Origin of the sequence: Sphaerisporangium perillae (genome assembly GCF_023276435.1) — a bacterium.
Taxonomy (GTDB): domain Bacteria; phylum Actinomycetota; class Actinomycetes; order Streptosporangiales; family Streptosporangiaceae; genus Sphaerisporangium; species Sphaerisporangium perillae.
In genome coordinates this window covers 70,374-94,177 of the sequence record NZ_JALLPO010000014.1, presented here as the reverse complement: position 1 = coordinate 94,177, position 23,804 = coordinate 70,374, and the positions used below count along the sequence as shown (strand labels likewise).

General features: G+C 68.6%; 23 protein-coding genes and 1 pseudogene. 12 read left to right on the top strand and 12 right to left on the bottom strand.

Annotated elements, in window-relative coordinates:
* Positions 1 to 26: 26 nt before the first annotated feature.
* Positions 27 to 1,454, top strand: a complete 1,428-nt coding sequence (locus MYF83_RS15725; protein WP_248961089.1) for an APC family permease — start codon at positions 27 to 29, stop codon at positions 1,452 to 1,454.
* Positions 1,451 to 2,458, top strand: a complete 1,008-nt coding sequence (locus MYF83_RS15720; protein ID WP_248961088.1) for an acetamidase/formamidase family protein — start codon at positions 1,451 to 1,453, stop codon at positions 2,456 to 2,458. The genes MYF83_RS15725 and MYF83_RS15720 overlap by 4 nt, the downstream gene beginning before the upstream one ends.
* Positions 2,459 to 2,598: 140 nt before the next feature.
* Here MYF83_RS15720 and MYF83_RS15715 read toward each other — a convergent pair whose 3' ends face one another.
* The 5 genes from MYF83_RS15715 to MYF83_RS15695 form a co-directional block, all read right to left on the bottom strand.
* Positions 2,599 to 3,615: a Gfo/Idh/MocA family protein gene (locus tag MYF83_RS15715; RefSeq protein ID WP_248961087.1), complete on the bottom strand. Its 1,017-nt coding sequence runs from the start codon at positions 3,613 to 3,615 to the stop codon at positions 2,599 to 2,601.
* On the bottom strand, positions 3,612 to 3,803 hold the full coding sequence (locus tag MYF83_RS15710; RefSeq protein ID WP_248961086.1) for a hypothetical protein: 192 nt from the start codon (positions 3,801 to 3,803) through the stop codon (positions 3,612 to 3,614). The genes MYF83_RS15715 and MYF83_RS15710 overlap by 4 nt, the downstream gene beginning before the upstream one ends.
* A gap of 70 nt (positions 3,804 to 3,873) precedes the next feature.
* Positions 3,874 to 4,788 carry a TolB family protein gene (locus tag MYF83_RS15705; RefSeq protein ID WP_248961085.1) on the bottom strand — a complete coding sequence of 305 codons (915 nt, stop codon included), beginning with the start codon at positions 4,786 to 4,788 and terminating at the stop codon, positions 3,874 to 3,876.
* A 115-nt stretch (positions 4,789 to 4,903) separates the two neighbouring features.
* Positions 4,904 to 5,842 (bottom strand): NAD-dependent epimerase/dehydratase family protein, encoded by a 939-nt coding sequence (locus tag MYF83_RS15700; protein WP_248961084.1) that lies wholly within the window; start codon positions 5,840 to 5,842, stop codon positions 4,904 to 4,906.
* A 55-nt stretch (positions 5,843 to 5,897) separates the two neighbouring features.
* Complete coding sequence (locus MYF83_RS15695; protein ID WP_248961083.1) at positions 5,898 to 6,242, bottom strand: YrdB family protein; 345 nt, start codon at positions 6,240 to 6,242, stop codon at positions 5,898 to 5,900.
* 201 nt (positions 6,243 to 6,443) lie between these two features.
* Here MYF83_RS15695 and MYF83_RS15690 point away from each other — a divergent pair, with 201 nt between their 5' ends.
* Positions 6,444 to 7,166 carry a TetR/AcrR family transcriptional regulator gene (locus tag MYF83_RS15690; protein WP_248961082.1) on the top strand — a complete coding sequence of 241 codons (723 nt, stop codon included), beginning with the start codon at positions 6,444 to 6,446 and terminating at the stop codon, positions 7,164 to 7,166.
* A 58-nt stretch (positions 7,167 to 7,224) separates the two neighbouring features.
* Here the strand turns inward: MYF83_RS15690 and MYF83_RS15685 are convergent, their stop codons facing one another.
* The 3 genes and pseudogenes from MYF83_RS15685 to MYF83_RS15675 form a co-directional block, all read right to left on the bottom strand.
* Positions 7,225 to 8,640, bottom strand: coding sequence for a YncE family protein (locus tag MYF83_RS15685; protein WP_248961081.1), 1,416 nt, complete (start codon positions 8,638 to 8,640; stop codon positions 7,225 to 7,227).
* Positions 8,641 to 8,928: 288 nt separating this feature from the next.
* Positions 8,929 to 9,249, bottom strand: a pseudogene (locus tag MYF83_RS15680) (nuclear transport factor 2 family protein); the annotation flags it as partial.
* Positions 9,250 to 9,329: 80 nt separating this feature from the next.
* Entirely contained in the window at positions 9,330 to 9,782 is a 453-nt protein-coding gene (locus tag MYF83_RS15675; RefSeq protein WP_248961079.1) for an ATP-binding protein, read from the bottom strand.
* Between the two features lie 151 nt (positions 9,783 to 9,933).
* Between MYF83_RS15675 and MYF83_RS15670 the strand changes: the two genes are divergently transcribed.
* Positions 9,934 to 10,761, top strand: coding sequence for a helix-turn-helix domain-containing protein (locus MYF83_RS15670; RefSeq protein ID WP_248961078.1), 828 nt, complete (start codon positions 9,934 to 9,936; stop codon positions 10,759 to 10,761).
* Positions 10,749 to 10,961 (top strand): DUF397 domain-containing protein, encoded by a 213-nt coding sequence (locus MYF83_RS15665; protein ID WP_248961077.1) that lies wholly within the window; start codon positions 10,749 to 10,751, stop codon positions 10,959 to 10,961. The genes MYF83_RS15670 and MYF83_RS15665 overlap by 13 nt, the downstream gene beginning before the upstream one ends.
* 139 nt (positions 10,962 to 11,100) lie before the next feature.
* Here MYF83_RS15665 and MYF83_RS15660 read toward each other — a convergent pair whose 3' ends face one another.
* Positions 11,101 to 11,604: a hypothetical protein gene (locus MYF83_RS15660; RefSeq protein WP_248961076.1), complete on the bottom strand. Its 504-nt coding sequence runs from the start codon at positions 11,602 to 11,604 to the stop codon at positions 11,101 to 11,103.
* Positions 11,605 to 11,669: 65 nt separating this feature from the next.
* Positions 11,670 to 12,107 carry a MarR family winged helix-turn-helix transcriptional regulator gene (locus MYF83_RS15655; RefSeq protein ID WP_248961075.1) on the bottom strand — a complete coding sequence of 146 codons (438 nt, stop codon included), beginning with the start codon at positions 12,105 to 12,107 and terminating at the stop codon, positions 11,670 to 11,672.
* A gap of 87 nt (positions 12,108 to 12,194) precedes the next feature.
* Here MYF83_RS15655 and MYF83_RS15650 point away from each other — a divergent pair, with 87 nt between their 5' ends.
* The 5 genes from MYF83_RS15650 to bla all read left to right on the top strand — a co-directional run bounded on the left by MYF83_RS15650 (position 12,195) and on the right by bla (position 17,830).
* Positions 12,195 to 12,797, top strand: a complete 603-nt coding sequence (locus MYF83_RS15650) for a TIGR03086 family metal-binding protein (RefSeq protein ID WP_248961074.1) — start codon at positions 12,195 to 12,197, stop codon at positions 12,795 to 12,797.
* A gap of 105 nt (positions 12,798 to 12,902) precedes the next feature.
* Positions 12,903 to 13,835, top strand: coding sequence for a threonine ammonia-lyase (locus MYF83_RS15645; protein WP_248961073.1), 933 nt, complete (start codon positions 12,903 to 12,905; stop codon positions 13,833 to 13,835).
* Between the two features lie 69 nt (positions 13,836 to 13,904).
* Complete coding sequence (locus tag MYF83_RS15640) at positions 13,905 to 14,933, top strand: phosphotransferase family protein (RefSeq protein ID WP_248961072.1); 1,029 nt, start codon at positions 13,905 to 13,907, stop codon at positions 14,931 to 14,933.
* 88 nt (positions 14,934 to 15,021) lie between these two features.
* Complete coding sequence (locus tag MYF83_RS15635; RefSeq protein ID WP_248961071.1) at positions 15,022 to 16,602, top strand: alpha/beta fold hydrolase; 1,581 nt, start codon at positions 15,022 to 15,024, stop codon at positions 16,600 to 16,602.
* Positions 16,603 to 16,834: 232 nt separating this feature from the next.
* On the top strand, positions 16,835 to 17,830 hold the full coding sequence (bla, locus tag MYF83_RS15630; RefSeq protein WP_248961070.1) for a class A beta-lactamase: 996 nt from the start codon (positions 16,835 to 16,837) through the stop codon (positions 17,828 to 17,830).
* A gap of 5 nt (positions 17,831 to 17,835) precedes the next feature.
* On the opposite strand, the gene MYF83_RS15625 is transcribed toward bla, so the two are convergent.
* Positions 17,836 to 19,098: an ATP-binding protein gene (locus MYF83_RS15625; RefSeq protein ID WP_248961069.1), complete on the bottom strand. Its 1,263-nt coding sequence runs from the start codon at positions 19,096 to 19,098 to the stop codon at positions 17,836 to 17,838.
* 339 nt (positions 19,099 to 19,437) lie between these two features.
* Entirely contained in the window at positions 19,438 to 21,150 is a 1,713-nt protein-coding gene (gene leuA / locus MYF83_RS15620; RefSeq protein ID WP_248961068.1) for a 2-isopropylmalate synthase, read from the bottom strand.
* Positions 21,151 to 21,529: 379 nt separating this feature from the next.
* Between leuA and MYF83_RS15615 the strand changes: the two genes are divergently transcribed.
* Both MYF83_RS15615 and ctaD read left to right on the top strand, forming a co-directional pair.
* Positions 21,530 to 21,775, top strand: a complete 246-nt coding sequence (locus MYF83_RS15615) for a DUF2630 family protein (protein ID WP_248961067.1) — start codon at positions 21,530 to 21,532, stop codon at positions 21,773 to 21,775.
* 416 nt (positions 21,776 to 22,191) lie between these two features.
* Entirely contained in the window at positions 22,192 to 23,799 is a 1,608-nt protein-coding gene (gene ctaD / locus MYF83_RS15610) for an aa3-type cytochrome oxidase subunit I (protein WP_248961175.1), read from the top strand.
* Positions 23,800 to 23,804 lie beyond the last annotated feature (5 nt).

Below are 23,804 nucleotides of genomic sequence, written 5' to 3'. Positions count from 1 at the left end.
GCCCCCGCGTTTAAAAGGAGCCGTCCATGCCCTCCCCTTCCGGGACGTCGCCGTCCCCCTCCGACGCCCCACCGGCCGCCGGCGTCGAGCGCTTCGGCTACAAGCAGGAACTACAGCGGTCACTGGGCTTCACCGACCTGCTGATCTACGGACTGATCTTCATGGTGCCGATCGCGCCGTTCGGCATCTTCGGCAGCGTGTTCCAGGCCTCCGGCGGCATGGTCGCGCTCGCCTACCTCATCGGCATGGTCGCGATGGCGTTCACCGCGCTGTCGTACGCGCAGATGGCCCAGGCGTTCCCGATGGCCGGATCGGTCTACACCTACGCCGGACGCGGCATCGCGGCGCCCGTCGGCTTCCTGGCCGGGTGGGTGATCCTGCTCGACTACGTGCTGGTGCCCGCCCTGCTGTACCTGGTGGCCAGCGCGGCGATGGCGTCGTTCGTCCCCGCCATCCCGATCTGGGCCTGGCTGATCGGCTTCATCGTGCTCAACACGGTGGTCAACTACCTCGGCATCGAGATGACCGCCCGGATGAACAAGATCATGCTGGTGGCGGAGATGATCGTGCTGGCGATCTTCCTGGTGATCGGGGTCATCGCCCTCGCGCAGGGCAAGGGACACGGCGACGCGCTCAGCCCGCTGTTCGACTCCTCGACGTTCTCCTGGCCGCTCGTGTTCGGCGCCGTCTCGGTGGCGGTGCTGTCCTTCCTCGGCTTCGACGGCATCTCCATGCTCGCCGAGGAGAGCCGCGAGGACACCCGCAAGCTCGGCCGGTCCATGGTCTACGCGCTCGCGCTGGCGGGCGTGCTGTTCGTCGTGCAGACCTGGGTGGCCGCGCTGCTCGCGCCCAACCGCGACGACCTGCTCGCCAAGGGCGACCCGGCGGGCACGGCCTTCTACGACACCGCCGCGTACGCGGGCGGCCACTGGCTGAGCGTGCTCACCGCCATCGCCACCGCCGTAGCGTGGGGCTTCGCCAACTCGCTGGTCGCCCAGGCGGCCACCTCCCGCCTGCTGTTCGCGATGGCCCGCGACCGGCAGCTTCCGAGCTTCCTGGGCAAGGTCCACCCCAAGCACAAGGTGCCCGTCAACGCCACCTTCCTCGTCGCCGCCGTGTCGCTCGTCCTCGGCGTCTACATGAGCACGCGTGACGACGGCATCTCGCTGCTCAGCACGCTCGTGAACTTCGGCGCGATGACCGCCTTCCTCGCCCTGCACGTGTCCGTCGTCGTGCACTACGTCTTCCGGCAGCGCAGCCGCGACTGGTGGCGGCACCTCATCGCCCCGGCCATCGGCTTCCTGATCCTGCTGTACGTCGTCATCAACGCCAACATCGCCGCACAGGTGCTCGGCTTCGTCTGGCTCGCGATCGGCGTCGTCATCCTCGTCGGCTCCACGCTCATGGGCCGGCGCCCCACCCTGTCCGCCATCAACACGGAGGTCTCGGAGTGAACGTCGTCTCCTACCGCCCCGCCGCCGACGAGCTGTCCTACACCTTCGGCGGGCGCCCCGCCGTCGGGACGATCAAGCCCGGCTCCATCGTCGAGCTCTTCACCGAGGACTGCTTCGGCGGGCGGGTGCGCACCCTGGACGACCTTCCCTCACAGGTCTGCGAGTTCCCCTACCTCAACCCGGTCACCGGCCCCTTCCACGTCGAGGGGGCCGAGCCCGGCGACACCCTCGCCCTGCACTTCATCTCCATCGAGCCGGCCCGCGACTGGGCGGTCTCCACGACCTTCCCCCACTTCGGCGCACTGACCGGCACGCACACCACCGCGATGCTGCAGCCGCCGCTGGAAGAGGTCGTGTGGATGTACGAGGTGGACGTGGACCGGCGGGTCGTCCGCTACCAGGCCCGGCGCGGCGACTTCAGCGTCGAGATGCCGCTCGACCCAATGCACGGCACGGTGGGCGTGGCGCCGGCCGCCTCCGAGGCCCGGATGACGATCACGCCCGACGCCCACGGCGGGAACATGGACACCCCGGAGCTGCGGGCCGGTGTCACGGTCTACCTCGGGGTCAACGTCGAGGGCGGCCTGTTCTCCATCGGGGACGGCCACTGCCGCCAGGGGCACGGCGAGGTGTGCGGCACGGCGGTGGAGGCCGCCATGAACACCGTCGTCGCCGTCGAGCTGATCAAGGGCGTCGTGACGCCGTGGCCGCGCCTGGAGGACGACGGCCATCTCATGTCCACCGGATCGGCGCGCCCCCTGGAGGACGCCTACCGGATCAGCCAGCACGACCTGGTCACCTGGACGTCGTCGCTCACCGGGCTCGACCAGCTGGACGCCTACCAGCTCGTCAGCCAGGGCGGCGAGGCGCCGGTGGGGAACGTGTGCGACACCAACTACACGATGGTGGCCAAGATCCCGAAGGCCTACCTCGGCACCCCGGAGGTCTACGAGTCCGCCCACACCCGCCTCCGCGAACTCGGCGAACGCTACCTCTCCCGCTGAACCCCCCGGCGGCGGCAGGCGCAGGGCGCGCGTTCCCTCGGCGCTCGTACTGGTGGCATGCGGGGTGTCGTTGGTCTACCTGTGGAATCCCGGCGCGTTTCCTGCCGGCGATGGGGCGCCGGCGAAGTGGCGCCGGTGCGTCAGGAGGTCGTGGCGGCGGCCACGATCTCCTCGCAGATCGCATGGGTTCGCAGGGTGTCGTCCGCGGTGACGATCCGTCCCTCGCGTACGGCGGCGAGGAAATCCAGGCAGACCTGCTCGATGCCGCGCTGACGGGCGACCGGGATCCAGTCGCCTCGCCGGGTCACCGTCTCGCCGCCGTCGTAGTCGATCACGTCGGCCAGGTTGACCACCCGGCGCTTGGCACCGCCCCCGATGACCTCGCAGGTCTCCTCGCTCGCCCCGCTGACCCGGCTCATCATCCCGATCGCCGTGAACCCTCCCCGGTCGCCGGGCCGAGAGCCGGACGCTTCCCCACCACCGACCCGCGAACCGGACGCTCCCCCACCACCGACCCGCGAACCGGACGCGAGTGCTTCCCCGCTGTCGGCTCGCGGGCCGGAGAGGCGCAGGATCACGTGCTCCAGCAACCCTTCGCGGACGCGCACATCGACCGACATTTCCGAAATATCGCCCGGCGCCAGGAATCGCAGGGTGTCCACCACGTGGATGAAGTCGTCGAAGATCACCCGGCGCGGGTCATCCGGTTGCCCGGCGCGGTTCTTCTGCATGACGACCAGGTCGCGCGGCAGCTCCCGCAGCCCCGCGTACCCCGGCGCGTACCTCCTGTTGAAGCCGACCATGAGCGACCGCCCCCGCTCACCGGCCAGCCGGACGAGCTTCTCGGCCCCGGCGAGGTGGTCCGCGAGCGGCTTGTCCACGTACACGTGCACCCCGGCCCGCAGCAGCGTGTCGACGATCTCGACGTGCGCCCGGGTCGCGGCGTGGACGAACGCCGCCTCGATCCCCTCCGCCACCACCTGCTCGACCGAGGTGAACCGCGCGGGAAGGCGGTAGGCCTCACCCAGGCGATCCAGCGTCGCCCGGTCGCGCGTGCAGAGCAGCAGGTCGAGCCCCGGCGTCGCCGCCAGCACCGGCAGGTACGCCTTCTCCGCGATGTCGCCGAGCCCGACCATCGCCACTCGCGTCGTCTTCATGCCGAGAGACTACGGCCCGGACGCGGAAGCGCCTCCGCGCGTACACGGGAGCGCTTGCGCCACTCGGCGTTCTCCCCGCCGACGGTGACGCCCATGGCCTCGAACATCGAACCGCGAAGGCGCGTGAGAGCGGCCGCGTCGGCCACCGTCGCGCGGCGGACGTTCACTCCTACCGGACCATTCGTCATGCCCGGCATCAAAGCACCGCTCCGCACCTCTGTGCCAAACGACCAGGTCCCGTGGCCTGCGACCTGGTCGTCAGGGGACGATCTGCAACAGGCCCTGCTTCTTCGCCTGAGCGGGCTCGCCGAGCCGCTGCGACTCCTTGCCCTGCTTGTCCAGAACGACCAGGGTGTGGTGCGCCCCGCCGGCGACCCGGACCACCAGGCGGCCGTCGGCCAGATAGAACGCCCCCAGGAGCCTGCCCTTGACCGGGATCGGGACCTTCCTGCCGGTCACCATGTCGACGATCACGGGCGTGAAGCTCGAAGGCCAGCCTCCGTCGCCCATCGCTCCCGGGTCCACCGGAGGACTCATGATCACGTTGCGTCCATCGGGTGACAGGCTCTGCACGTGGGTGACGAGCTTGACGCCCTTCGCCTTGGCCGCCCTGCCGGTCCTCAGGTCGAGCCGGTAGACGGCGTCGGCGGTGCCGGCGTAGCCCGCGAGGTAGCGGCCGTTGCCGGACCAGGTGAGGTGGCAGACGCCGGTGGTCTTGCCGGCCGCGTGCCTTCCGGTGCCGTCGGCGTTCACGACCGTCACGACGTCGGCCTTGCCCACGAACGCCACCTGCTTGGAGTCGGAAGACCACGTCGGCGTGGCGCACGGACCGCCGGTGGGGGCCTTCGCGACGGTCGTGATCTTGCTTCCGTCCTTGACCAGTACCTTGCCGGCGACCGTGATCCAGGCGAGCTTCCTGCCGTCGGGCGAAGCGGAGAACTGGAAATTGTCCGACGGCCGGCCGATACGGACGAAGCCGCTGCCCGGCTCGTACCGGTCGACGCTGAACTTGCCGGCTTTGTAGTCGAAGTAGACGGCCCGGCCGGTGAGCGGCCGCGCCGCGGTACCGGCCTGGACGGAGGCGCCGGCCAGGACGGAGGCGGCGGCCGGAACGGCGAACGCGGCGGTGACAGCGGCGGCAAGGGCGGCGCCGACCAATATGCGGTGCTTCAAAGGGACTCCCGTGTTGAAGTGACCCCCGTTTGATGCCTGAACCCCTGCTGCGGTTCACACCTCGTCGCACCTAAAGTCAGGGGCCGGCCTTACCGCCGCCGCGCGATCGTGTCGGTCACGCGGCCTTCTCGGTACGCCACCAGGCGATGGTCCGCCGCAGCGCGTCGTCCAGCGAGGTCGGCGCGATGCCGAAAGTGGACTCGAACGCCGAGGAGTCGAGGACGAACGGCCGTACGAACTGGTAGCGGGTCTCCTCCAGCTCACGCAGCAGCGGCGAGGCGAGCCCGGCCGCCCGCATCACCCAGTGCGGGATGCTCCTGACCCGCGGCGCGGGGGCACCGGCGGACGTCGCGACGCGCCCGGCCAGTTGCCTGATCGTCAGCGCCGGCGCCGTGGGCACGTGCCAGGCACGACCCCAGGCCCGTTCGTCCGTCGCCACCGTCGCGAGAGCCTGTGCCACGTCCGGCAGGTACGTCAGGCTGTGCGGCTGGTCCGGGTCCGCGGGGACCCACGCCGGCTTACCGGCCACGATGGGCCCGATGAAGCGCTCGCCCAGCACCGACTGGTCGGTCATCCCGGGGCCGAAGTAGTCCGATCCCCGCACCTCGGTCATCCGGATGCGTCCGGCCTGGTGGGCGGCGAGCGCGTCGCTCCACATCTTCGCCCTGACCCTTCCCTTCGCTCCGAGCGCCCTCAGTGGCAGATCCTCGGTCATCGGGCGGTCGACCGGTCCGTACCCGTAGAGGTTGCTGAGCGTGACGAGCACCGCGCCGCTGTCCTCGGCGGCCGCGAGCAGCGCGTCGGCGATCGGCGGCCAGTCCTGCGGCCAGCGGTGGTACTTGGGGTTCGCGCAGTTGTAGAGCGCGTCGGCGCCCTTGGCGATGCCGGTGAGCCGGCCGCCGTCCGCGGCGTCCGCCGCGACGCGGGTCACCCCGGGGACGGCCGGACCGGAGCCGGACCGGGTGACGACGACGACCTCGTGACCGGCGGCCGCGAGCGACCCCGCGAGCTGCGAACCCACTTGCCCTGCTCCGACGATGACGTACTTGCTCATGATCTTCGATCTCCTTGATGGTGGCCTTCTGAACGCGGCAGGACCGGCGGACGGCTCAGACCTGGTTCCAGACGATGCGCAGGACGGCGTTCAGGACGAAGAGGGCGGCGAACACCGCTGAAGTGGTGCTGAGCCCGGCGGCGGCGGCCGCCGCGACGCCACCGCCGAACCAGAGGACCTCCAGGACGACGCGGCCGAGACCGCGTAGCGGGACGCTCGCCTTCGGCGACCCGAAAACCCCCCAGACGACCCCGAACAGGACCGGTCCGCCGACGCCCAGGAGCAGCTTGACCGCCCAGTTGGGGCTGACCGTGAATCCCCAGTAGCCGACGGCCAGGTAGACGCCCAGCTCCAGGAAGAACATCAGCGCCAGGTTCGCGCCCTTGACCACGCTCAGCATCCCGCGTTCCCATCTTGACGATTACATCGCTCTCTTCTGAGAGCAATGCTCTCGCATGAGAGCGCCCGTCGTCAAGAGCAGCGCTCTCGTTTCGTCCGCGAGCTACAGATTCGTCCGCGAGCATCAACCGCAGGTCGCCGGTGATCCCGGATGAAAGAGCAACGCTCTCGATTCAAGTCGGTGCTCTGATACAGTCGTGAAATGAACGCCAGTCGCACCGCCCGGGAACGCGTCCGGGCCGAGCTGATCAGTGAGATCAAGGAGGTCGCGCGGCGCCAGCTGGCCGTGGAGGGAGCGTCGGGGCTGTCCCTGCGCGCCGTCGCCCGCGAGCTCGGCATGGTGTCCTCGGCGATCTACCGCTACTTCCCCAGCCGCGACGACCTGCTCACCGCGCTCATCATCGAGGCGTTCGACGCCATCGGCGCCGCCACCGAGAACGCCGACGCCTCCTGCCCCCGCGACCGCCATCTCGATCGGTGGATGAGCGTCTGCCGGGCCATCCGCACGTGGGCGCTGGCCCATCCGCACGAGTACGCCCTGATCCACGGCTCACCGGTGCCCGGCTACGTCGCCCCGGAGGACACCGCCGCACCGGCCGCCCGCGACGGGATCGTCCTGGCCGGCATCCTGCGCGACGCCCACGAGGCCGGGAAGCTGGCGCCCCCGCCCGCCGGGCTCCCACCCGCGCCGCCCTCGTTCGCCGCCGACGCCGAGCAGCTACGCGAGGCCCTGTTCGCGCCGCTGTCCGACGACGTCATCCTCCTGGCCCTCGAGGGGTGGACGCACATCTACGGCACGGTGAGCTTCGAACTGTTCGGCATGTACAGGAACGTCATCGAGCAAGACCGCGCCGCCGCCTTCGACCACGTCGCCCTCACCCAAGCCCACATCCTCGGCCTCGACACCCCCACCCCGGCCGCCTGATCGTTGGCGGGCCTGAGCGTTTCGACGGGGGCCGACCGCACAAACGCACCCGGAACCGTCATCCCGTAGAGGGACGCAGGACGATCTTGTCGTAGTGATTGGCGAAGAAGGAGACGAAGGCCAGCGCTTCGGGGATCACACCCATCTCGTTGCTGTGTGCGGTCAGCAGCGCGGTGGCGTTGTTGCCGCGGGTGGCGTACACGGTGAAGGCACGGTTCGCCGGTAGGCCCCGGACGTCGATGACCACTTCATCGACTCCGGGAAGTGCCCGGATTTGGGCGTTCCCCGCCGCCCCGGGAACTCCTTGCACTTCGATGGGGTGGTTTTCGATGCGCATGCCCAAGCCCTGCTTACCGAGGTGTGCGGTGCTGCCTGGGCTGGTGCGGGCGACGTAGACCAACGCCATCGGGGACTGACCAATGCGCAGGGTATCGATCACTTTCATGGATCTGGTGTCGATCACGTCGACTGCGTCGGAGTACTGCAGCGCCACGTACATGCGGGTGTTGTCCGGGCTGGGCCAGATACCGTGCGGACCGAGACCGTGGCTTTGGATGCGATTGACCAGCGTCGGTGGGCCGCCGGTGGTCGAGCGCCGATAGACGAGGGTCTGACCGAGGTCGCCCACGGTCATGTAGGCATAGTTCACGCCATCGACCGTGACGAAGTTAGGGTGGTTGGTCCGCGGGCCGGTGTTCAAGACGGCCTCAACCTTGTACGTCTGCGCGTTGACCACGGCGGTGGTATAGCCGTTGTCCGGCATGCCCAACCAGATCTCTTTGCCGTCGGGGGAGATCGCCTCATCGGAGGAACCACCAGCAACGTTCGGTACCGTGACGTGCTGGATGATCTTGCGGCTGGGCACATCGATGACATCGAAGGCTTCGGCCCGCAGATGGTTCACGTAGGCCCGCCGGCCATCTGGGCTGAAGACCACCTTCGACGGGCCGTCTTCGGAGTGGATGCGGGCGATGACCCGGTCATGGCGCCAATCGATGACCGCGACGGTGTCCACGCCTCGCTCGGCGACCCACAGTTCGTTTCCATCAGCGGAGAAGAATCCTTCGTGTGGGGCGCGGTCAAGGTAGATGGTGTGCACGACGGCGTTGGTGGCGGTATCGATGACGTGGACGGCGTTGGTGGTGACGTCGACGACGTCAAGGTACCGGCCATCGCGCGAGAAACCGAGGCCGTGGACGTCGATTTCCCCGTCGTACATCGCGCCGAGAATATCCGCGTCGACGTCCATGCGCGGTTTGCCCAGTGCGATCGTGCCCAGCACCGTGTCGGTCTTCGGATTGATCACACTAACCGTGTTGGAATCCTGGTCGGCGGTATACACCCGGTCATTCACCGAGATCGGCTGCGCGCCAGGCAACGCCGGCGCCTGTGTCACGCCAACCACCGGCCGCTGCCGGGTGGCCAGCGGCCGCGGCGCGCAGGCAGCCGCCAGGATTACCACGATCGTTAGCAACGCAATAACGACCGTTCTACTGTGAGGACCCTGGGACGAGCACATACGTACCCCCGAGAAAATCTCTCGACTACGTATCCCCCGAGAAACCAGTCCACCCACGACTATCGCGCCGAAAGCGACATCACTATGTTACGCCTGTACTCTGCGTGACCGCCGATGCCCGGACCGGAACAGGGCGTCAGAGAGAGTCCAGCGCGACGACATGTGGCTGTGGCAGGAAACCGGGAGGCGCCGGCAGGCCGAGACGCTGACCCCCGCCTTAGGCGGCGTCCGGCATTCGTGGCGTTACTCCGCGCCCAAGGGAGTTCGCCGTGCGAGGACCTTGCGATGGCTGATGCGCCAACCCTGATCACCGCGCGAGATCACGTCTTCGGAGGTCACGCTCCCGCACGTGCCGTCCGCGTTGATGCCGATCCCCTTGGACCGGGCGCGTACCTGATCGTCGGCGAGCTGCGTGAGAACGATGTTCGTGACGTGGTGACCGACGGGATTCGCCTCGCCCAGTGCGAGTGCCGCGTCTCGAAGTGCGGCCAACCCCTCGATCGATCCGCCACCGAGGTCGGTGACGTCGTAGGTCACGTCGGCGGTGAACAACTCGTGCATCCGATCGAGTTCGCCGCTGCGCCACGGCTTCGACCCGGCACCGCCCTACGGCGGCCGACCGGTGCACGTACCCGAGCCCTGAACTAGCCGCGCATTGGCGCCGGTACGGCCACGCTCTCGACACCGGGAGCGATCTGGATGGCGCACCAGACCGATCGCCCCAGGCCGGGACCATGATCCCGGGTGCCCCATTCTTGGGAGAGCTCGCGGACGATCAGCAGGCCACGGCCGTTCTCGGCATCGGGATCTTTCCGGACTTCGGGCTCTGATACCAGTGAACCTGGATCATTCACCTCGATGAACAGGACGCCATCGAGTTCCGCGAGAGTGATGCCGATGAAATCGTCCCTGCCACAGCCGGAATGCGTGATCGCGTTGGTCACCAACTCCGAGGTGGCCAGGACGACATCGTCAATGGCAGGATGACCGCTCCCCAGCCATTGACGTACTTGGTAACGCGCGCATGGCACCGATTCGCGGACTCCGGGGAGAGTCGCACTGCCGAGAACCTTAGGCTCCGCATTCGCTGGCTCCATCGTTTCACCCGTTCGAAGAAATCCGATCCCGAGGACTCCCGACAGTGCCAGATATCGACTACGCTTTGTAGCCGATCGACTTCAACGAGTCATTAACGCTTTAACTGAAACCCTCGGTGAAACGCTGAGGAAGGACCCCCGGAGTCCCCCCATGCCAAAGGAAAGCGATCTCAACCCCTCTGACTCCCCGACCGCCCTCTTCGGCTTCGAGCTGCGGCGACACAGGAAGGAACGCGGCTGGTCACAGTCGCGGCTCGCACGCGCGATCCCGTATTCGCTCGGCACGATCAGCATGATCGAGACGGCGAGACGATCCCCGTCGGAGGAGTTCGCCCGCCACTGCGATGAGGCCCTCCAAGCCGAAGGCGCCCTCACGCGCCTCTGGCCCATGGTCGCCCGGCCCGCGGCCCCTGCGTGGTTCCGCCCCTGGCTCGACATCGAGACGACCGCGGAAGCCCTGCGTTTCTGGTCGCCCTTGGTGATTCCCGGCCTGCTGCAGAACGAGGACTACGCGAGGGCGATCCTCAGTGGCGATGTGGGGGTCACGGCGGAGCAGATAGAGGAACAGGTAACCGCCCGCATGGAGCGCCAAGTCATCCTCAACCGCCCCAAGCCTCCCCTCCTCTGGATCGTCATCGACGAAGGAGTGCTCCGTCGTCCTGTGGGCAGCCCTGCCATAATGGCCGCCCAGCTGGAGCGCATTCTGCATGCCGGACAGGAACCACACATCATCATCCAGATCCTGCCGTATGACGCCTACTCCACCACAGGTCTAGCAGGCGCGTTCGTCATCGCACAGGCCGAGGGAGTCGCCGATACCGCATACGTCGAATCCGCGGGAATTCTCGGTCGGGTAACCGAGCGTGCAGGAGACGTTAGAACCCTAATATTCAGGTACGAAGGGATTCGCGCCGAAGCGCTCTCCCGGCGCGAGTCGCTAGGCCTGATCAAGGACAGGATGCAGCGATGGATGAAATGACTCTGGTATTGGAAGCAGCCACATGGCGTAAGTCCTCTCGGTCAGGACCCGACGGTGGCGAATGCGTCGAAGTCGCGCACCTCGCCGGTGGTCGGCGAGGTGTACGTGACAGCAAGAATCCGGCGGGCCCGGTCCTGGTGTTCGCCAGGTCCGGGTGGGACACCTTCGTCAAGAGCGTGAAAGACGGCGTCATCACCTGACGAACTCCCACAAAGGTTCGACCGGTCACCCACCGTACGAAGGCGCCGACTTCGCCGCACCTCGCCCCGCCGTACCGGCGCCGGTGAACAGGGCACCCACGAGCAAGCAGAAGGCAAGCCCGGACGGAGGAGAAGCAGGCTACGCGAGCGGAGTGGTGGGGGCCGGCGGCCGGTTAGCCCGTCGCTGCGGTTCGCCGGGCTTGCCGTTGGGGCGCACGGGTGCGAACAGATCGGCGTACCCCTCCTTGGTCACGGCCTCGCGCAAGGCGGCCAGCACCACGGCGGACAGGCCGGTGCCGCGCAGGTGGGGTCGGATGGAGATCTCCAACGCGGACACGGCCTGGGTCTCGCGCCCGTACATCCCGGCCCTGACGCCCATGCCGAGCACCTCGTCCCAGCCCCGCTCCGGCAGCTCCTCGGGAGTGCCGGTCCACGGGAACGGCACGGCATGGGCCTTGGCCACCACGGTCCGGTCGGCCGGGTTCAGGGCCAGTAGTTGCAGCCGCGGGAAGTGTCGCGGCAACGCGCCCATCATGTTCCCGAGCAGGTCCTCCTGCATGAACCTGGGCCAGCCGTCCGCGAAAGTCCACAGCTCACCGGTCAGGTCCGGACGGTCGGCGACGCTCACGACTTCGACGCTCATGCGCACAGTATCGGGACCTTCCTCGCCGCGCCGCCACCGAATTCCCCACCCTTCAAGATCCACGGCTAAGTGCCGGTGATCTCTTCGCGGGGTAGGGCGGCGAGGGTTTGCAGGGCGCGCAGGAAGCCGCGCCGGTCCTCCTCGGACAGGCGGGCGAGAAGGCGTTCCTCCTTGCGCTGGATGGCGGCCTGTGCGGAGCCGCGTACGCGGAGCCCCTCGTCGGTCAGCGACAGGAGGCGGGCGCGCCGGTCGGCGGGATCAGGGGTGCGCTCGATGAGGCCTTTGCGCTGCAGGTCGTCCAGCACTCCGATGATGCGCGTCTTGTCCGCGCCGATGGACTCCGCGAGCGCGGCCTGGGTGCGCAGCGGCTCCGCACCCAGCGCGAGCAGGACCACGTAGGCCCACATCGACAGACCGTGCTCGCGCAGCACAGGCAGCTCCGCCTCGATGAGCGCCCTGCTCAGCGGGCTGATCATCGCGGCCAGATCGGGGCCCTCGGTCACGCCATGTCACTATACGCGTTGACAGATGATAGGCAGCTGTAGATGATATGCAGACGCTTATCAATTCCAATGGATCGAGGAACCTTCATGGACGTTCGTGAGCTGGACAGGCGTGCGGTGCTCGCGAGTCTGGACGTGGTCGGCAAGGCTTCGCCCGGGGACCTCGGCCGTCCCACGCCGTGCGCCGGCTGGACACTGGCCGACCTGCTCGCCCACATGACCGCGCAGCACCACGGCTTCGCGGCGGCGGCGGCGGGCAACGGCGCCGATCCCGAGGCGTGGCGGCTGGAGCCGGTCGGCGACGACGCCGTTGCCGTCTACGCCGGAGCCGCCGAGCGCGTGATCGCGGCGTTCGCCGAAGAGGGCGTGCTGGATCGCGTGTTCGCGCTGCCGGAGTTCGGCACGGGCGCGGCGTTCCCCGCGGCGCAGGCCATCGGGTTCCACCTCATCGACTACCTGGTGCACGCCTGGGACGTCGCCCGATCGCTCGACGTCGCGTTCACGCCCGAGCCGGGGCTGGTGGAGGCGGCCTGGCCGATCGCGCATGCGGTCCCGGACGACGAACGACGCCACAGACCCGGCGCCGCCTTCCAGCCGCGCCTGGCCGTACCCGCGGATGCGACCCGTTTCGACCAGATCCTCGCCATGCTCGGCCGCACGCCGGAGCGGTCACCGGCCGCCGGGCGGTGACCGGCGGGGGCACTGGCGCGGGCGGGCCGTCGTACGGTGCGATGGAGCGCGTGCTGCGGCGCGTACCCGCCGCACACGTGACCCCGCTCACGGGAAGGGAGCTCGATGCGTACCGTCCTGCCGCCGGAACCGTCCGACCTGGACCGGGCCTGGAGGGAGATCCGGGAACGGCTGATCCCCACGCCCGTCGTCGCCACCGACCTGGCCCCCGGCGCGCTGCTGAAACTCGAGAGCTTCCAGCCCACCGGCTCCTTCAAGGTCAGGGGAGCACTGTCGGCGCTGACGGCGGTGTGCGGGGATGAGCCGGTGGTCACGGCCAGCGCGGGCAACCACGGCCTCGGCATCGCCTACGCCTCCCAGGTCACCGGGCACCCGGCCACCGTGGTCGTGTCACGCAACGCCTCGCCCGCCAAGGTCGCCGCCCTGCGCCGGTTCCCTGTCGAGCTCGTCCAACACGGCGAGAGCTTCGATGAGGCCGAGCGGCACGCGCTGGACCTGGCGGAGCAGGGGATGAGGTTCGTGTCGGCCTACAACGATCCGCACGTGATCGCCGGCCAGGCCACCGTGGGATACGAACTCGACGTCCAGGCCGAAGGCCCGCTGACGGTCGTCTGCCCTGTGGGCGGCGGCGGCCTGGCCGCGGGGCTGGCCCTGTGGGGCGCACGGCGTGGCGATGTACGCCTGGTCGCGGTCGAGAGCCATGCCTCCCGGGCCGTGTCGGCGTCCGTGGCCGCGGGGAAGGTCGTCCGGACACAGGTGGGCGCCACCATCGCCGACGGCATGTCCGGCAACATCGAGCCCGGCTGCGTCACCCCGGCCATACTCGCCCGGCGCGTACACCTGACCGCCGTGTCCGAGCGGGAACTGATGCTCGGCCTGCGGTGGCTGTTCACCAGTCACGGGTTGGTGGCCGAGGGAGCGGGGGCGGCCGCCGTCGCGGCGCTGCTGGCGGGCCGCGTCCCCATCCACGGCCGGGTCGTCGCGCTGGTGACCGGCCGCAACATCACACCCGCCGCGTTCGCCGAGATCTTGCCTTGACAGGGGGAGCCGCCAGGAGCTCGACTGGGCCGCTGACGGAACGAGTCGCCGGGTGGAAGGGACATGCGCATGCGGGCGAGTGCCGCGTTAGGGGATGAACTGCGGGATCGGCTGGGCTCCCCCACTGGCGCACGGCGGCTCGACAGCAGCCCTCGCTCGCGTGTGTGGCGCGCCGAGCTGGGCGGGACCACCGTGGTGATCAAGCAGATGGTCGACGGGCCGGACGCTTCGCTCCGGTTCGGCCGCGAGGTCACCGCGCTACGTCTCGCCTCACGGGCCGACCCGCCCCTCGTGCCCGCGATCCTGGGCACCGATCCCGGCCGGCGCGTCATGGTGCTGGAGTACGTGGACAGCCATGACCCGCCGGAAGACTGGGTGGTCGGCTACGGGGCCGCACTGGCCCGGCTGCACGCGACCGCGACGCCGGACGACGCCGGGGCGCTGCCGCGATGGTCGCCTCCCAGCCTGGACGACGTCAGCGCTTTCCTCGCATTGGCGGCCGAGCTCGGCCTTCCCGCCTCCGCCGCCGTGTCCGCCGAGCTCGGCGGCCTTGTGGACCGGCTCCAGCGGACGGCACGGCACTCGTTGCTGCACGGCGACCCCTGTCCCGGCAACGACCTGCACACCAGCGGCGGGCTCCGTTTCGTCGACTTCGAACAGGCCGCGCTGGGCGACGGGCTCGTCGAACTGGCCTACTTGCGCATCGGGTTCCCCACCTGCTGGTGCGTCACCGCGCCTCCCGAGCCGTTGCTGCGGCGCGCCGAGGAGGCGTACCGCACGGCCTGGCGCGACGCCACCGGCGCCGAGCTCCAAGGTGATCTCGCGGACGCGTGCGCCGGCTGGTTGCTGCGCGGCGACGCCCTCGTCGAGAAAGCCCATCGGCAGGGGATCGATCACCTGGCCCGTATCCCCCGCGAGGACTGGCACTGGGGCACCGCCACCGCACGGCAACGGCTGCTCCACCGTCTCGGCGTCGTCGCGGAGACCACTCGCGACCACGCCCGGCTCGCCGGACTGGGCGAATTCTGCGCGGCGATGCGCGGCCGCGTCCTCACCCGCTGGCCCGCCCTCCAACCGCTCCCTTCCCGCCGCCCTTAGCGGACGGCCGACCTGCTCGTGAGCATTGATCGACGACCATCCTCATGGAAACGGTAAGGAAACCACCGCTGCTCTACTACTGGTCCGCATGACGTACCGAACATCACTGACGGCACTGGCACTGGCGCTGGCGGGGCTGGTGGCGCATCCTTCCTCGGCAGGCGCCACCGCTGATGCCGGCCCGAGTGCGAGCGCCACCGCGAACCCCGGCCCGAGCTCCGGCGTGTCGTCCGTCCAGTGGAAATCCTGCCCGGCCTACTCCGATGAGGTGATCCGGAGCCTGCGCGTGACGGAGGAGCAGATTCCGGCCTTCCGCACCCTGATGAAGCGCCTGGAGTGCGGGACGGTCAGCGTCCCGCTGAACCATCGCGACCCCGGCGGACGGAAGATCGACATCGCGGTGACCCGGCTGGCCGCCACGGACGAGGCCCACCGGCTCGGCGCCACCGCCGTCTTGCCAGGAGGGCCGGGCAACAGCGGATACCTGGACCCCATTCTGCGGGCCGTGCTCAAGAACGAGGAGATGGCCAAGCTCAACGAGCGCTACGACATCATCGGCTTCGACCCGCGCGGGGTGGGGTACAGCACCAAGGTCGCCTGCCCTGTCTCGCCAGTAGGCCCGCAGGAGCCGGGCACGCTGACCAAGGAGGCGGCCAGGAAGATATACGACGCCCAGGTCGCCGCCAACCAGAAGTGCGGACACTCCGACCCCGCCTTCCTCGGACAGCTCACCACCGGCAACGTGGCCAAGGACCTGGACCTGGTGCGGACCGCCCTGGGTGAGCGCACGCTCAACCTGCTCGGCTTCTCCTGGGGAACCTATCTGGGCATGGTGTACCGCAGCCAGTTCCCCGAGCACACCGGACGGGCCTTCCTGGACAGCGTGGCGCCGCCGTGGACCCGTTTTGACGAGCACGTCAAGGACAGCGCGGAGGCGGCCGAGCGCGACTTCGGGCGCATGGCCGCCTGGCTGGCCCGCCGCGATGAGAACTACGGTCTCGGTGCCACCGCTCGGCAGGTGCGCGAGGAGGTGGCGAAGCTGGTCCGCGCGTACGACAAGAGCCCCAAGACCTACACCGACCTGCAGCGGCCCATCGACGGCTCGGCCGTCGCCGATCTGGCCAAGCTCAACTCCACCGAGTGGGCGCGCGCCGGCAAGGCGCTGGCCGAACTGCGGACGGCGACGGGCACCACCGCCCCGCCCACCGTCAAGGAGGTGTTCGGCGCTCCGATGGGGACGCCCGTGCCCGGCGCGCCCGAAACGCTGAACATGACCATGAACTTGGCGGTCGGGTGCAACGAGGACAGCAGCCGGGCCGGTTTCGACACCGCCTGGCGTGCCTACCAGCAGCTCGTGAAGCGCCATCCGGCGACCGGCCGGTCCTGGGGACTGGGTGTCATGTGTCCCGGCTGGCCGCTGCCGGTGCAGCAGGCCACGTTGAAGCGGGGCAGCGGGTCACTGGTGCTGGCGGGGCACCTGTATGAGTTCATGTCCGTCTACGACTGGACGCTGCAGACGCGGCGCGCCATCGGCGGCACCGTCTACACGGTCGCCGACGACGTGCACGTGTCGACCACCCGGGTGCCCGAGTGCGCCGCCGACGTGGTGCGGTACTTCGAGACGGGCCGGATCGGCAGAGGCTGCGAGGGCAGCGCAATCCCGAGCTGACCACCGGTTTCCGGGCCCGGCGAGCCGCCACGGGTCGCCGGGGAAAACCGGCCATGAGTCGATCTTGGAGCTTTGAGCCGGGACTGTCGCCGACCTGCCGTGTGGCAAAAGGCCGTGCTAGCTGGGACCATACGGAAATCGATATCGGAGCGTCTTTGATATCGATATTGGACATCAACTGATCCAGTCTGGTTTGCTCACCCTTCCTGTTGATCGAACAGTAAGGATGAGAATGCGACACCTCCGTACCCGCCATCTCGGGGCCACGTCGAAGGCGACCGCGCTGGCGTTCGCCATCCTGGCCACCGGTACCGCCTACGGTGTGGACACCGCCTCGGCCACCACGCCGTCCACGGCGGCATCAGTGGGAACGCAGAGCGGGCAGGCAGGTCTCGGTGACCTGCGCGCCACCTCCAGCGAGGCCGAGGCACGGCGGCAGTTGCGCGCGCTGGAGGCGACCATCCAGGGACGCATCGGCGCGTACGTCATCGACACGGCCACCGGGAAGTCGATCGGCTACCGGGCGAACGAGCGCTTCCCGCTGCTGTCCACCTTCAAGGCGATGGCCTGCGCCGCGGTGCAGCACAAGGCCCGCACGTCCGACCCGGGGCTGATGGACCGGGTCGTCCACTGGACGCAGGCCGAGGTGAAGGACAACTCACCGGTCACCGAGAAGCACGTGGAGGACGGCCTGACCGTCGCGCAGTTGTGCGAGGCGGCCATCACCCGCAGCGACAACACCGCGGGCAACATGGTGCTGAAGCAGATCGGCGGTCCGAAGGGGCTGACCCGGTACTTCCGTGCCCTCAAGGACCCGGTCTCCCGCCTGGACCGGTGGGAGACCGAGCTGAACGAGTGGAGCCCGAAGGAGAAGCGGGACACCACCACGCCCGCGTGGATGGCCCGCGACCTGCGGAAGGTCACGCTTGGAAGCGCCCTCACGGCCGAGGACCGGACGCGGCTGGAGGGCTGGCTGCGCGCGAACCAGACCGGCAGCGAGCGCATCCGCGCCGGACTGCCCAAGAGCTGGACCATCGGCGACAAGACCGGGAGCAGCGGCTCCTACGGTGCGGCCAACGACATCGCCGTCATCCGGACCTCCGCGACGGCCGCGCCGCTGATCATGGCGATCTACACCGATCACAAGGCCGCCGACGCCGCCTACGACAGCAAGGTCATCGCCGACACCGCCACCATCCTGGCCCGCGGCCTCGGCAAGCTGCCGTAGCCGCCTTACGAGGGCCGCCGGTGAGCGGGCATCGCCTCCCAGAGCGCGCTCACCGGCATGGCTCGCATGCGCTCGCCGAACGGAAGTGTCTGGCTACCGGTGTAAAGAACGACGCCCACCACGAAATCGTCACCCAGACGGTCGGCCAGATGACGCAGGCCTTTGAAGTCGTCCGGTCGTACGGTCGACGACGCCTTCACCTCGATGCCCACCACACGACCCTGGCGATTCTCCAGCACGGCGTCCACTTCGACCTTTTCCTTGGTGCGGTAGTGGAACAACTCCGCACGCTCGTCCGACCAGGTCAGCTGGCGGGCCAGTTCCATCAGGACGAACGCCTCGAGCAGCGGACCGAACAGGCCGTCGGGCCGGACAAGGCTCCGGGAGTCGGCACCGAGCAGGTTCGCGGCCACCCCTGAATCCACGAAAGCGATTTTGGGAGTGCCGATCGCACGGTCACTCACGTTGCGTGACCACGCGGGGATCCGTTTGGTCAAGAAGACCTCGTCGAGCAGCGCGAGGTAGCGGTGGACCGTGCTGGCGGACAGCCCGACGCGGCTGCTCAGAGTGTTGGCGACCAGAAGCTGACCCGACCGTGCAGCCAGCAGCCGCACCAGAGCACGCATCTCCGATACCCGCTCGATCTCGGACAACTGACTTATCTCTCGCGAGATGAGATCGGATACATATGAGTCGAGGAACCGCTCGCGCCGGCGAGGATTCGATCGCGCCACGGCTTCGGGAAACCCGCCGCGGACTATCCGGTCCGCGTACTCGGGCCGGGTGACTGTCGAGGTATGGCGAAGACTCTCGCCGTCGGCGAACAACGCGTCCACGAAGCCGTCGGGGGCGCCGTCGATCTCCCCTTGGGAGAACGGCCAGAGCTCGATGGTCTCCATCCGGCCGGGCAGCGCGTCGGGAAGCGCCCGCAAGCCGAGCAGACGGGCCGATCCGGTCAGCAGATAGCGACCCGGCCTCGGGTCGGTGTCCACCTGTTCCTTGATCGCCAGGAGCAGGTCGGGCACCCGCTGGATTTCGTCGATCACCATGAGCTCCGGGAAGGCGACGAATCCAGCCGGATCCGCCAGTGCCGCCTGACGCACCACAGGCGTGTCGAGGTTGCGCCACTCCGCTTCCCGGCCCTTCGCGAGCAGGCGGACCAGCGTGCTCTTGCCGGACTGGCGCGCACCATTGACGAGCACGACACGTGTGTCGCCCAAAGCCTGGGTTACGGCGATTTCGGCACGCCGGGGAAGAACCTTGCCCAAGGGAGTCTGTGAGGTGCTGACCACCAGCTCAGCATGCCATAAACGGCGTCGTCCCGACACGATGGTCGCAGGCTGGCTGACACGCTGGTCGCATGTCCGCTGGGACGCTGGTCGCCACCTTGCTGACACGTTGGTCGTGGTGTCCGAGCGGGCCGGCTTCTGCGGAGATGACTCGACCGCGCCTCCGTCGGGTGACGAGGGCGCGGTCGAGGAGGACAGGGTGCCTTGTGGGCGTCTGTCGGCGCGTTGCCTGGCAGGTCGTGCCGGGCTGCGCCGTGCCGTACGTACCTTGCGGGATGCGCGGTGTACCTGACGGAGGCGCGGAGTGCGCGGGCGCGACTAGCGGGAGGCGCGGTTGATGGCGGAGAGGATGGCCTTGAGGGAGGCGGTGACGGTGTTGCCGTCGACGCCGACGCCCCACAGGACGCGGTCGCCGACCTGGCACTCGACGTAGGCGGCGGCCCGGGCGTCGGAGCCGGCGCTCATGGCGTGCTCGGTGTAGTCCAGGACGCGCACGTCGACGCCGATGCGGCCGAGCGCGTCGACGAAGGCCGAGATGGGGCCGTTGCCGACGCCCTCCACCTCGCGGATCTCGCCGTCGACGCGGATGTCGGCGCTGATGGCGTCCTTCTCGTCGACGTGCGAGACGTTGCGGTGCGCCAGCAGGCCGAACCGCCCCCAGGGCTTCGCCGCGTTGGGGAGGAACTCGTCGCTGAAGACCTCCCACATCTGGCCGGAAGTGACCTCGCCGCCCTCGGTGTCGGTGTGGGCCTGGATGACGCCGGAGAACTCGATCTGCAGGCGGCGGGGCAGGTCGAAGCCGTGCTCGGCCTTCATGATGTAGGCCACGCCGCCCTTGCCGGACTGGCTGTTGACCCGGATGACGGCCTCGTAGCTGCGCCCGACGTCCTTGGGGTCGATCGGCAGGTAGGGCACGGCCCAGGCGAAGTCGTCGACGGGCACGCCGGCGGTCGCGGCGTCGCGCTCGAGGGCCTCCAGGCCCTTCTTGATCGCGTCCTGGTGGGAGCCGGAGAAGGCCGTGTAGACCAGCTCGCCCCCGTAGGGGTGGCGGGGGTGGACGGGCAGCTGGTTGCAGTACTCGACGATGCGGCGGATCTCGTCGATGTCGCTGAAGTCGATCCGCGGGTCGACGCCCTGGGAGAAGAGGTTCATGCCCAGGGTGACCAGGCAGACGTTGCCGGTGCGCTCGCCGTTGCCGAACAGGCAGCCTTCGATGCGGTCGGCCCCGGCCTGGTAGCCCAGCTCGGCGGCGGCGACGGCGGTGCCGCGGTCGTTGTGGGGGTGCAGGGACAGGACGATCGAGTCGCGGTAGGCCAGGTTGCGGTGCATCCACTCGATCTGGTCGGCGTAGACGTTCGGCGTGGCCATCTCGACGGTGGCCGGCAGGTTGATGATGACCTTGCGGTCGGGGGTGGGCTGCCAGACGTCGTTGACGGCGTCGCAGACCTCGACGGCGTACTCCAGTTCGGTGCCGGTGAACGACTCCGGGGAGTACTGGAAGTAGATCTGGGTGTCGCCCATCTGGTCGGCGAGCTTCTTGCACAGCTTGGCGCCCTCGACGGCGATGGCCGTGATGCCGTCCTTGTCCTGGCCGAACACGACGCGGCGCTGCAGGGTCGAGGTGGAGTTGTACAGGTGGACGATGGCCTGCTTGGCGCCGCGCAGCGACTCGAAGGTGCGCTCGATCAGCTCGGGCCGCGCCTGCGTCAGCACCTGGATCACCACGTCGTCAGGGATGCGGCCCTCTTCGATGATCTGCCGGACGAAGTCGAAGTCGGTCTGCGAGGCCGCGGGGAAGCCGACTTCGATCTCCTTGTAGCCAATGCGTACCAGCAGGTCGAACATCTGCAGCTTGCGGTGGGCGTCCATGGGGTCGATCAGTGCCTGGTTGCCGTCGCGCAGGTCGACCGCGCACCACTGGGGGGCCCTGTCGATGACCTTGTCGGGCCAGGTGCGGTCGGTCAGCCTTACGGGGGCGAACGGCTGATATCGCTGGAAGGGCATCGGGCTGGACTGCTGCTGGGGATACATCGCGTGCTCCTGGTCGTGTCGGAACCGGGGCGGCGCACGTCAGGACGGCATGCCTGAACTGGTCTGAATCAATCAGAGAGAGGTCGCCACCGGGATTGAACCCTCAAGCGGCCGACGCGCATGGCTCGCTCCGCGACGAGGGAGCCGGCCTCTTACAGGCCCTCGCCGCGGCAGCTAAGAAGCAGCCCGCGCAGCATACGTCGACGTTAGCAGACGTTGGGCCGTTCCTGATACGTGACCGCCGGGCCAGGGGTGCGGCAGGGGGGCGGGAAGCGCGGCGCCGGGATGCCGGGAGGGGTCGGGGAGCCCGGAGCCGGGGTGAGAGGCGTCGTCCCTCTGTGCCCCCGTAAGCTCCCTGGTGAAGATGGGAGGCACCACCATGCAGGATGGCGAGATTCTAGCGAAGATAAAGGACCTCATCGCGGAGGAGCACGATCTGCGCGGGCGGGTCGTGACGGGAGAGGTCTCCACGGACGACGAGCGGGGCCGCGTCCGTGAACTGGAGGAGGCGCTGGACCAGTGCTGGGACCTCCTGCGCCAGCGCAAGGCGCGCAGGGAGTTCGGCGAGGACCCCGACTTCTCCACCCCGCGGCCCGTGGACGAGGTCGAGAGCTACGAGCAGTGACGTCCCCCTGAAGGACGGCGACTCCCGGCGGCACTTGGACCGCCGGGCGCCTGCTCATCGACGTCCTGAACCGGCGGTCCCTTTGAACCGGCGGTCCCCTTGAACGAGCGGTCCCCTTGAGGTGACGGTCCTCTTGGAGTGACGGTGACTCCCCGCTGCCGCGCCGGCGGCCGGGGCGGGTTTCCCGGCTGAGGCCGCCGGGGACGGACGCGTCACGGCCGGTGTTTCCGTAAAGAAACCCTGGCCGTGTACTCCGCCCTCTTTGCCGCCTATTTCGCCATTTATCCCTTTTCGCGCGCTGTAATCGGACTACGACCCACAAGTAGCACGATGACCAGACCGTGGCGGGGGGTCTTGTGATCTACACGCGTGTAGCGCCGGCGCCGGTGAGCAAACTCGCCCGCAAGGGCCGGCTGATGCTGAACTGGGCGACGTCCACCGATCACAAGGTGATCGGCAACTTGTACCTCATCACATCGTTCGCGTTCTTCCTGATCGCCGGCGTGATGGCCATGATCATCCGGGCCGAGCTGGCCCGGCCGGGGCTCCAGTTCGTCACCAACAAGCAGTACAACGAGATGTTCACCATGCACGGCGCGCTCATGCTGCTGCTCTTCGCCACCCCCCTGTTCGCCGGGTTCGCCAACGCCATCATGCCGTTACAGATCGGCGCGCCCGACGTGGCGTTCCCCCGGCTCAACATGTTCAGCTACTGGCTGTTCCTGTTCGGCGGCCTCATCGCGCTGGGGGGGTTCGGCAGCGCCGACGGCGCGGCCGACTTCGGCTGGACGGCGTACGCCCCGCTGTCCGATCAGACGTACTCCCCCGGCATCGGCAAGGATCTGTGGATCATGGGACTGGTCATGTCCGGTCTCGGCACGATCCTCGGCGCGGTGAACTTCATCACCACGATCATCGCCATGCGGGCGCCCGGCATGACGATGTTCCGGATGCCCATCTTCTGCTGGAACACCCTGCTGACCAGCATGATGGTGCTGCTCGCCTTCCCGGTCCTGGCCGCGGCGCTGCTGGCCCTGGAGGCCGACCGGAGGTTGAACGCGCACGTCTACGACGCCGCCACCGGCGGGGCGCTGCTGTGGCAGCACCTGTTCTGGTTCTTCGGGCATCCAGAGGTGTACATCATCGCGCTGCCGTTCTTCGGCATCATCACCGAGGTGCTGCCGGTCTTCAGCCGCAAGCCGATCTTCGGCTACATCGGCCTGGTCGGCGCGACGATCGCCATCGCCGGACTGTCGATGACCGTGTGGGCGCACCACATGTTCGTCACCGGCCAGGTGCTGCTGCCGTTCTTCTCGTTCATGACCTTCCTGATCGCCGTGCCGACCGGCGTGAAGTTCTTCAACTGGATCGGCACCATGTGGCGCGGCCAGCTCACCTTCCCGCCGGCGATGCTGTTCGCGGTGGGCTTCCTGGTGACGTTCCTGTTCGGCGGCCTCACCGGCGTCATCCTGGCCTCGCCGCCGCTGGACTTCCACGTGAGCGACAGCTACTTCGTGGTGGCCCACTTCCACTACGTCGTCTTCGGCACCGTCGTGTTCGCGATGTTCTCCGGCTTCTACTTCTGGTGGCCCAAGCTCACCGGCAAGATGCTCAACGACACGCTGGGCAAGTGGCACTTCTGGCTACTGTTCATCGGCTTCCACACCACCTTCCTGGTGCAGCACTGGCTCGGCGCGCAGGGTCTTCCGCGCCGCTACGCCGACTACACCCCGACTGAGGGCTTCGAGGTCGGGAACATGATCTCGTCCATCGGCGGGTTCATCCTGGGCGCCTCCACGCTGCCGTTCCTGTACAACGTCTGGCATACCTGGCGGCACGCTCCCAAGGTGACCGTCGACGACCCCTGGGGCTTCGGCAACTCCCTGGAATGGGCGACGTCCTGCCCGCCGCCCCGGCACAACTTCACGCGCCTCCCGCCGATACGCTCCGAGCGCCCGGCGTTCGACCTCCACTACTCCCACCTGCCCATCGAGGTGCAACGGGTCGGCAGGTCCCGGGAGTGACCGGC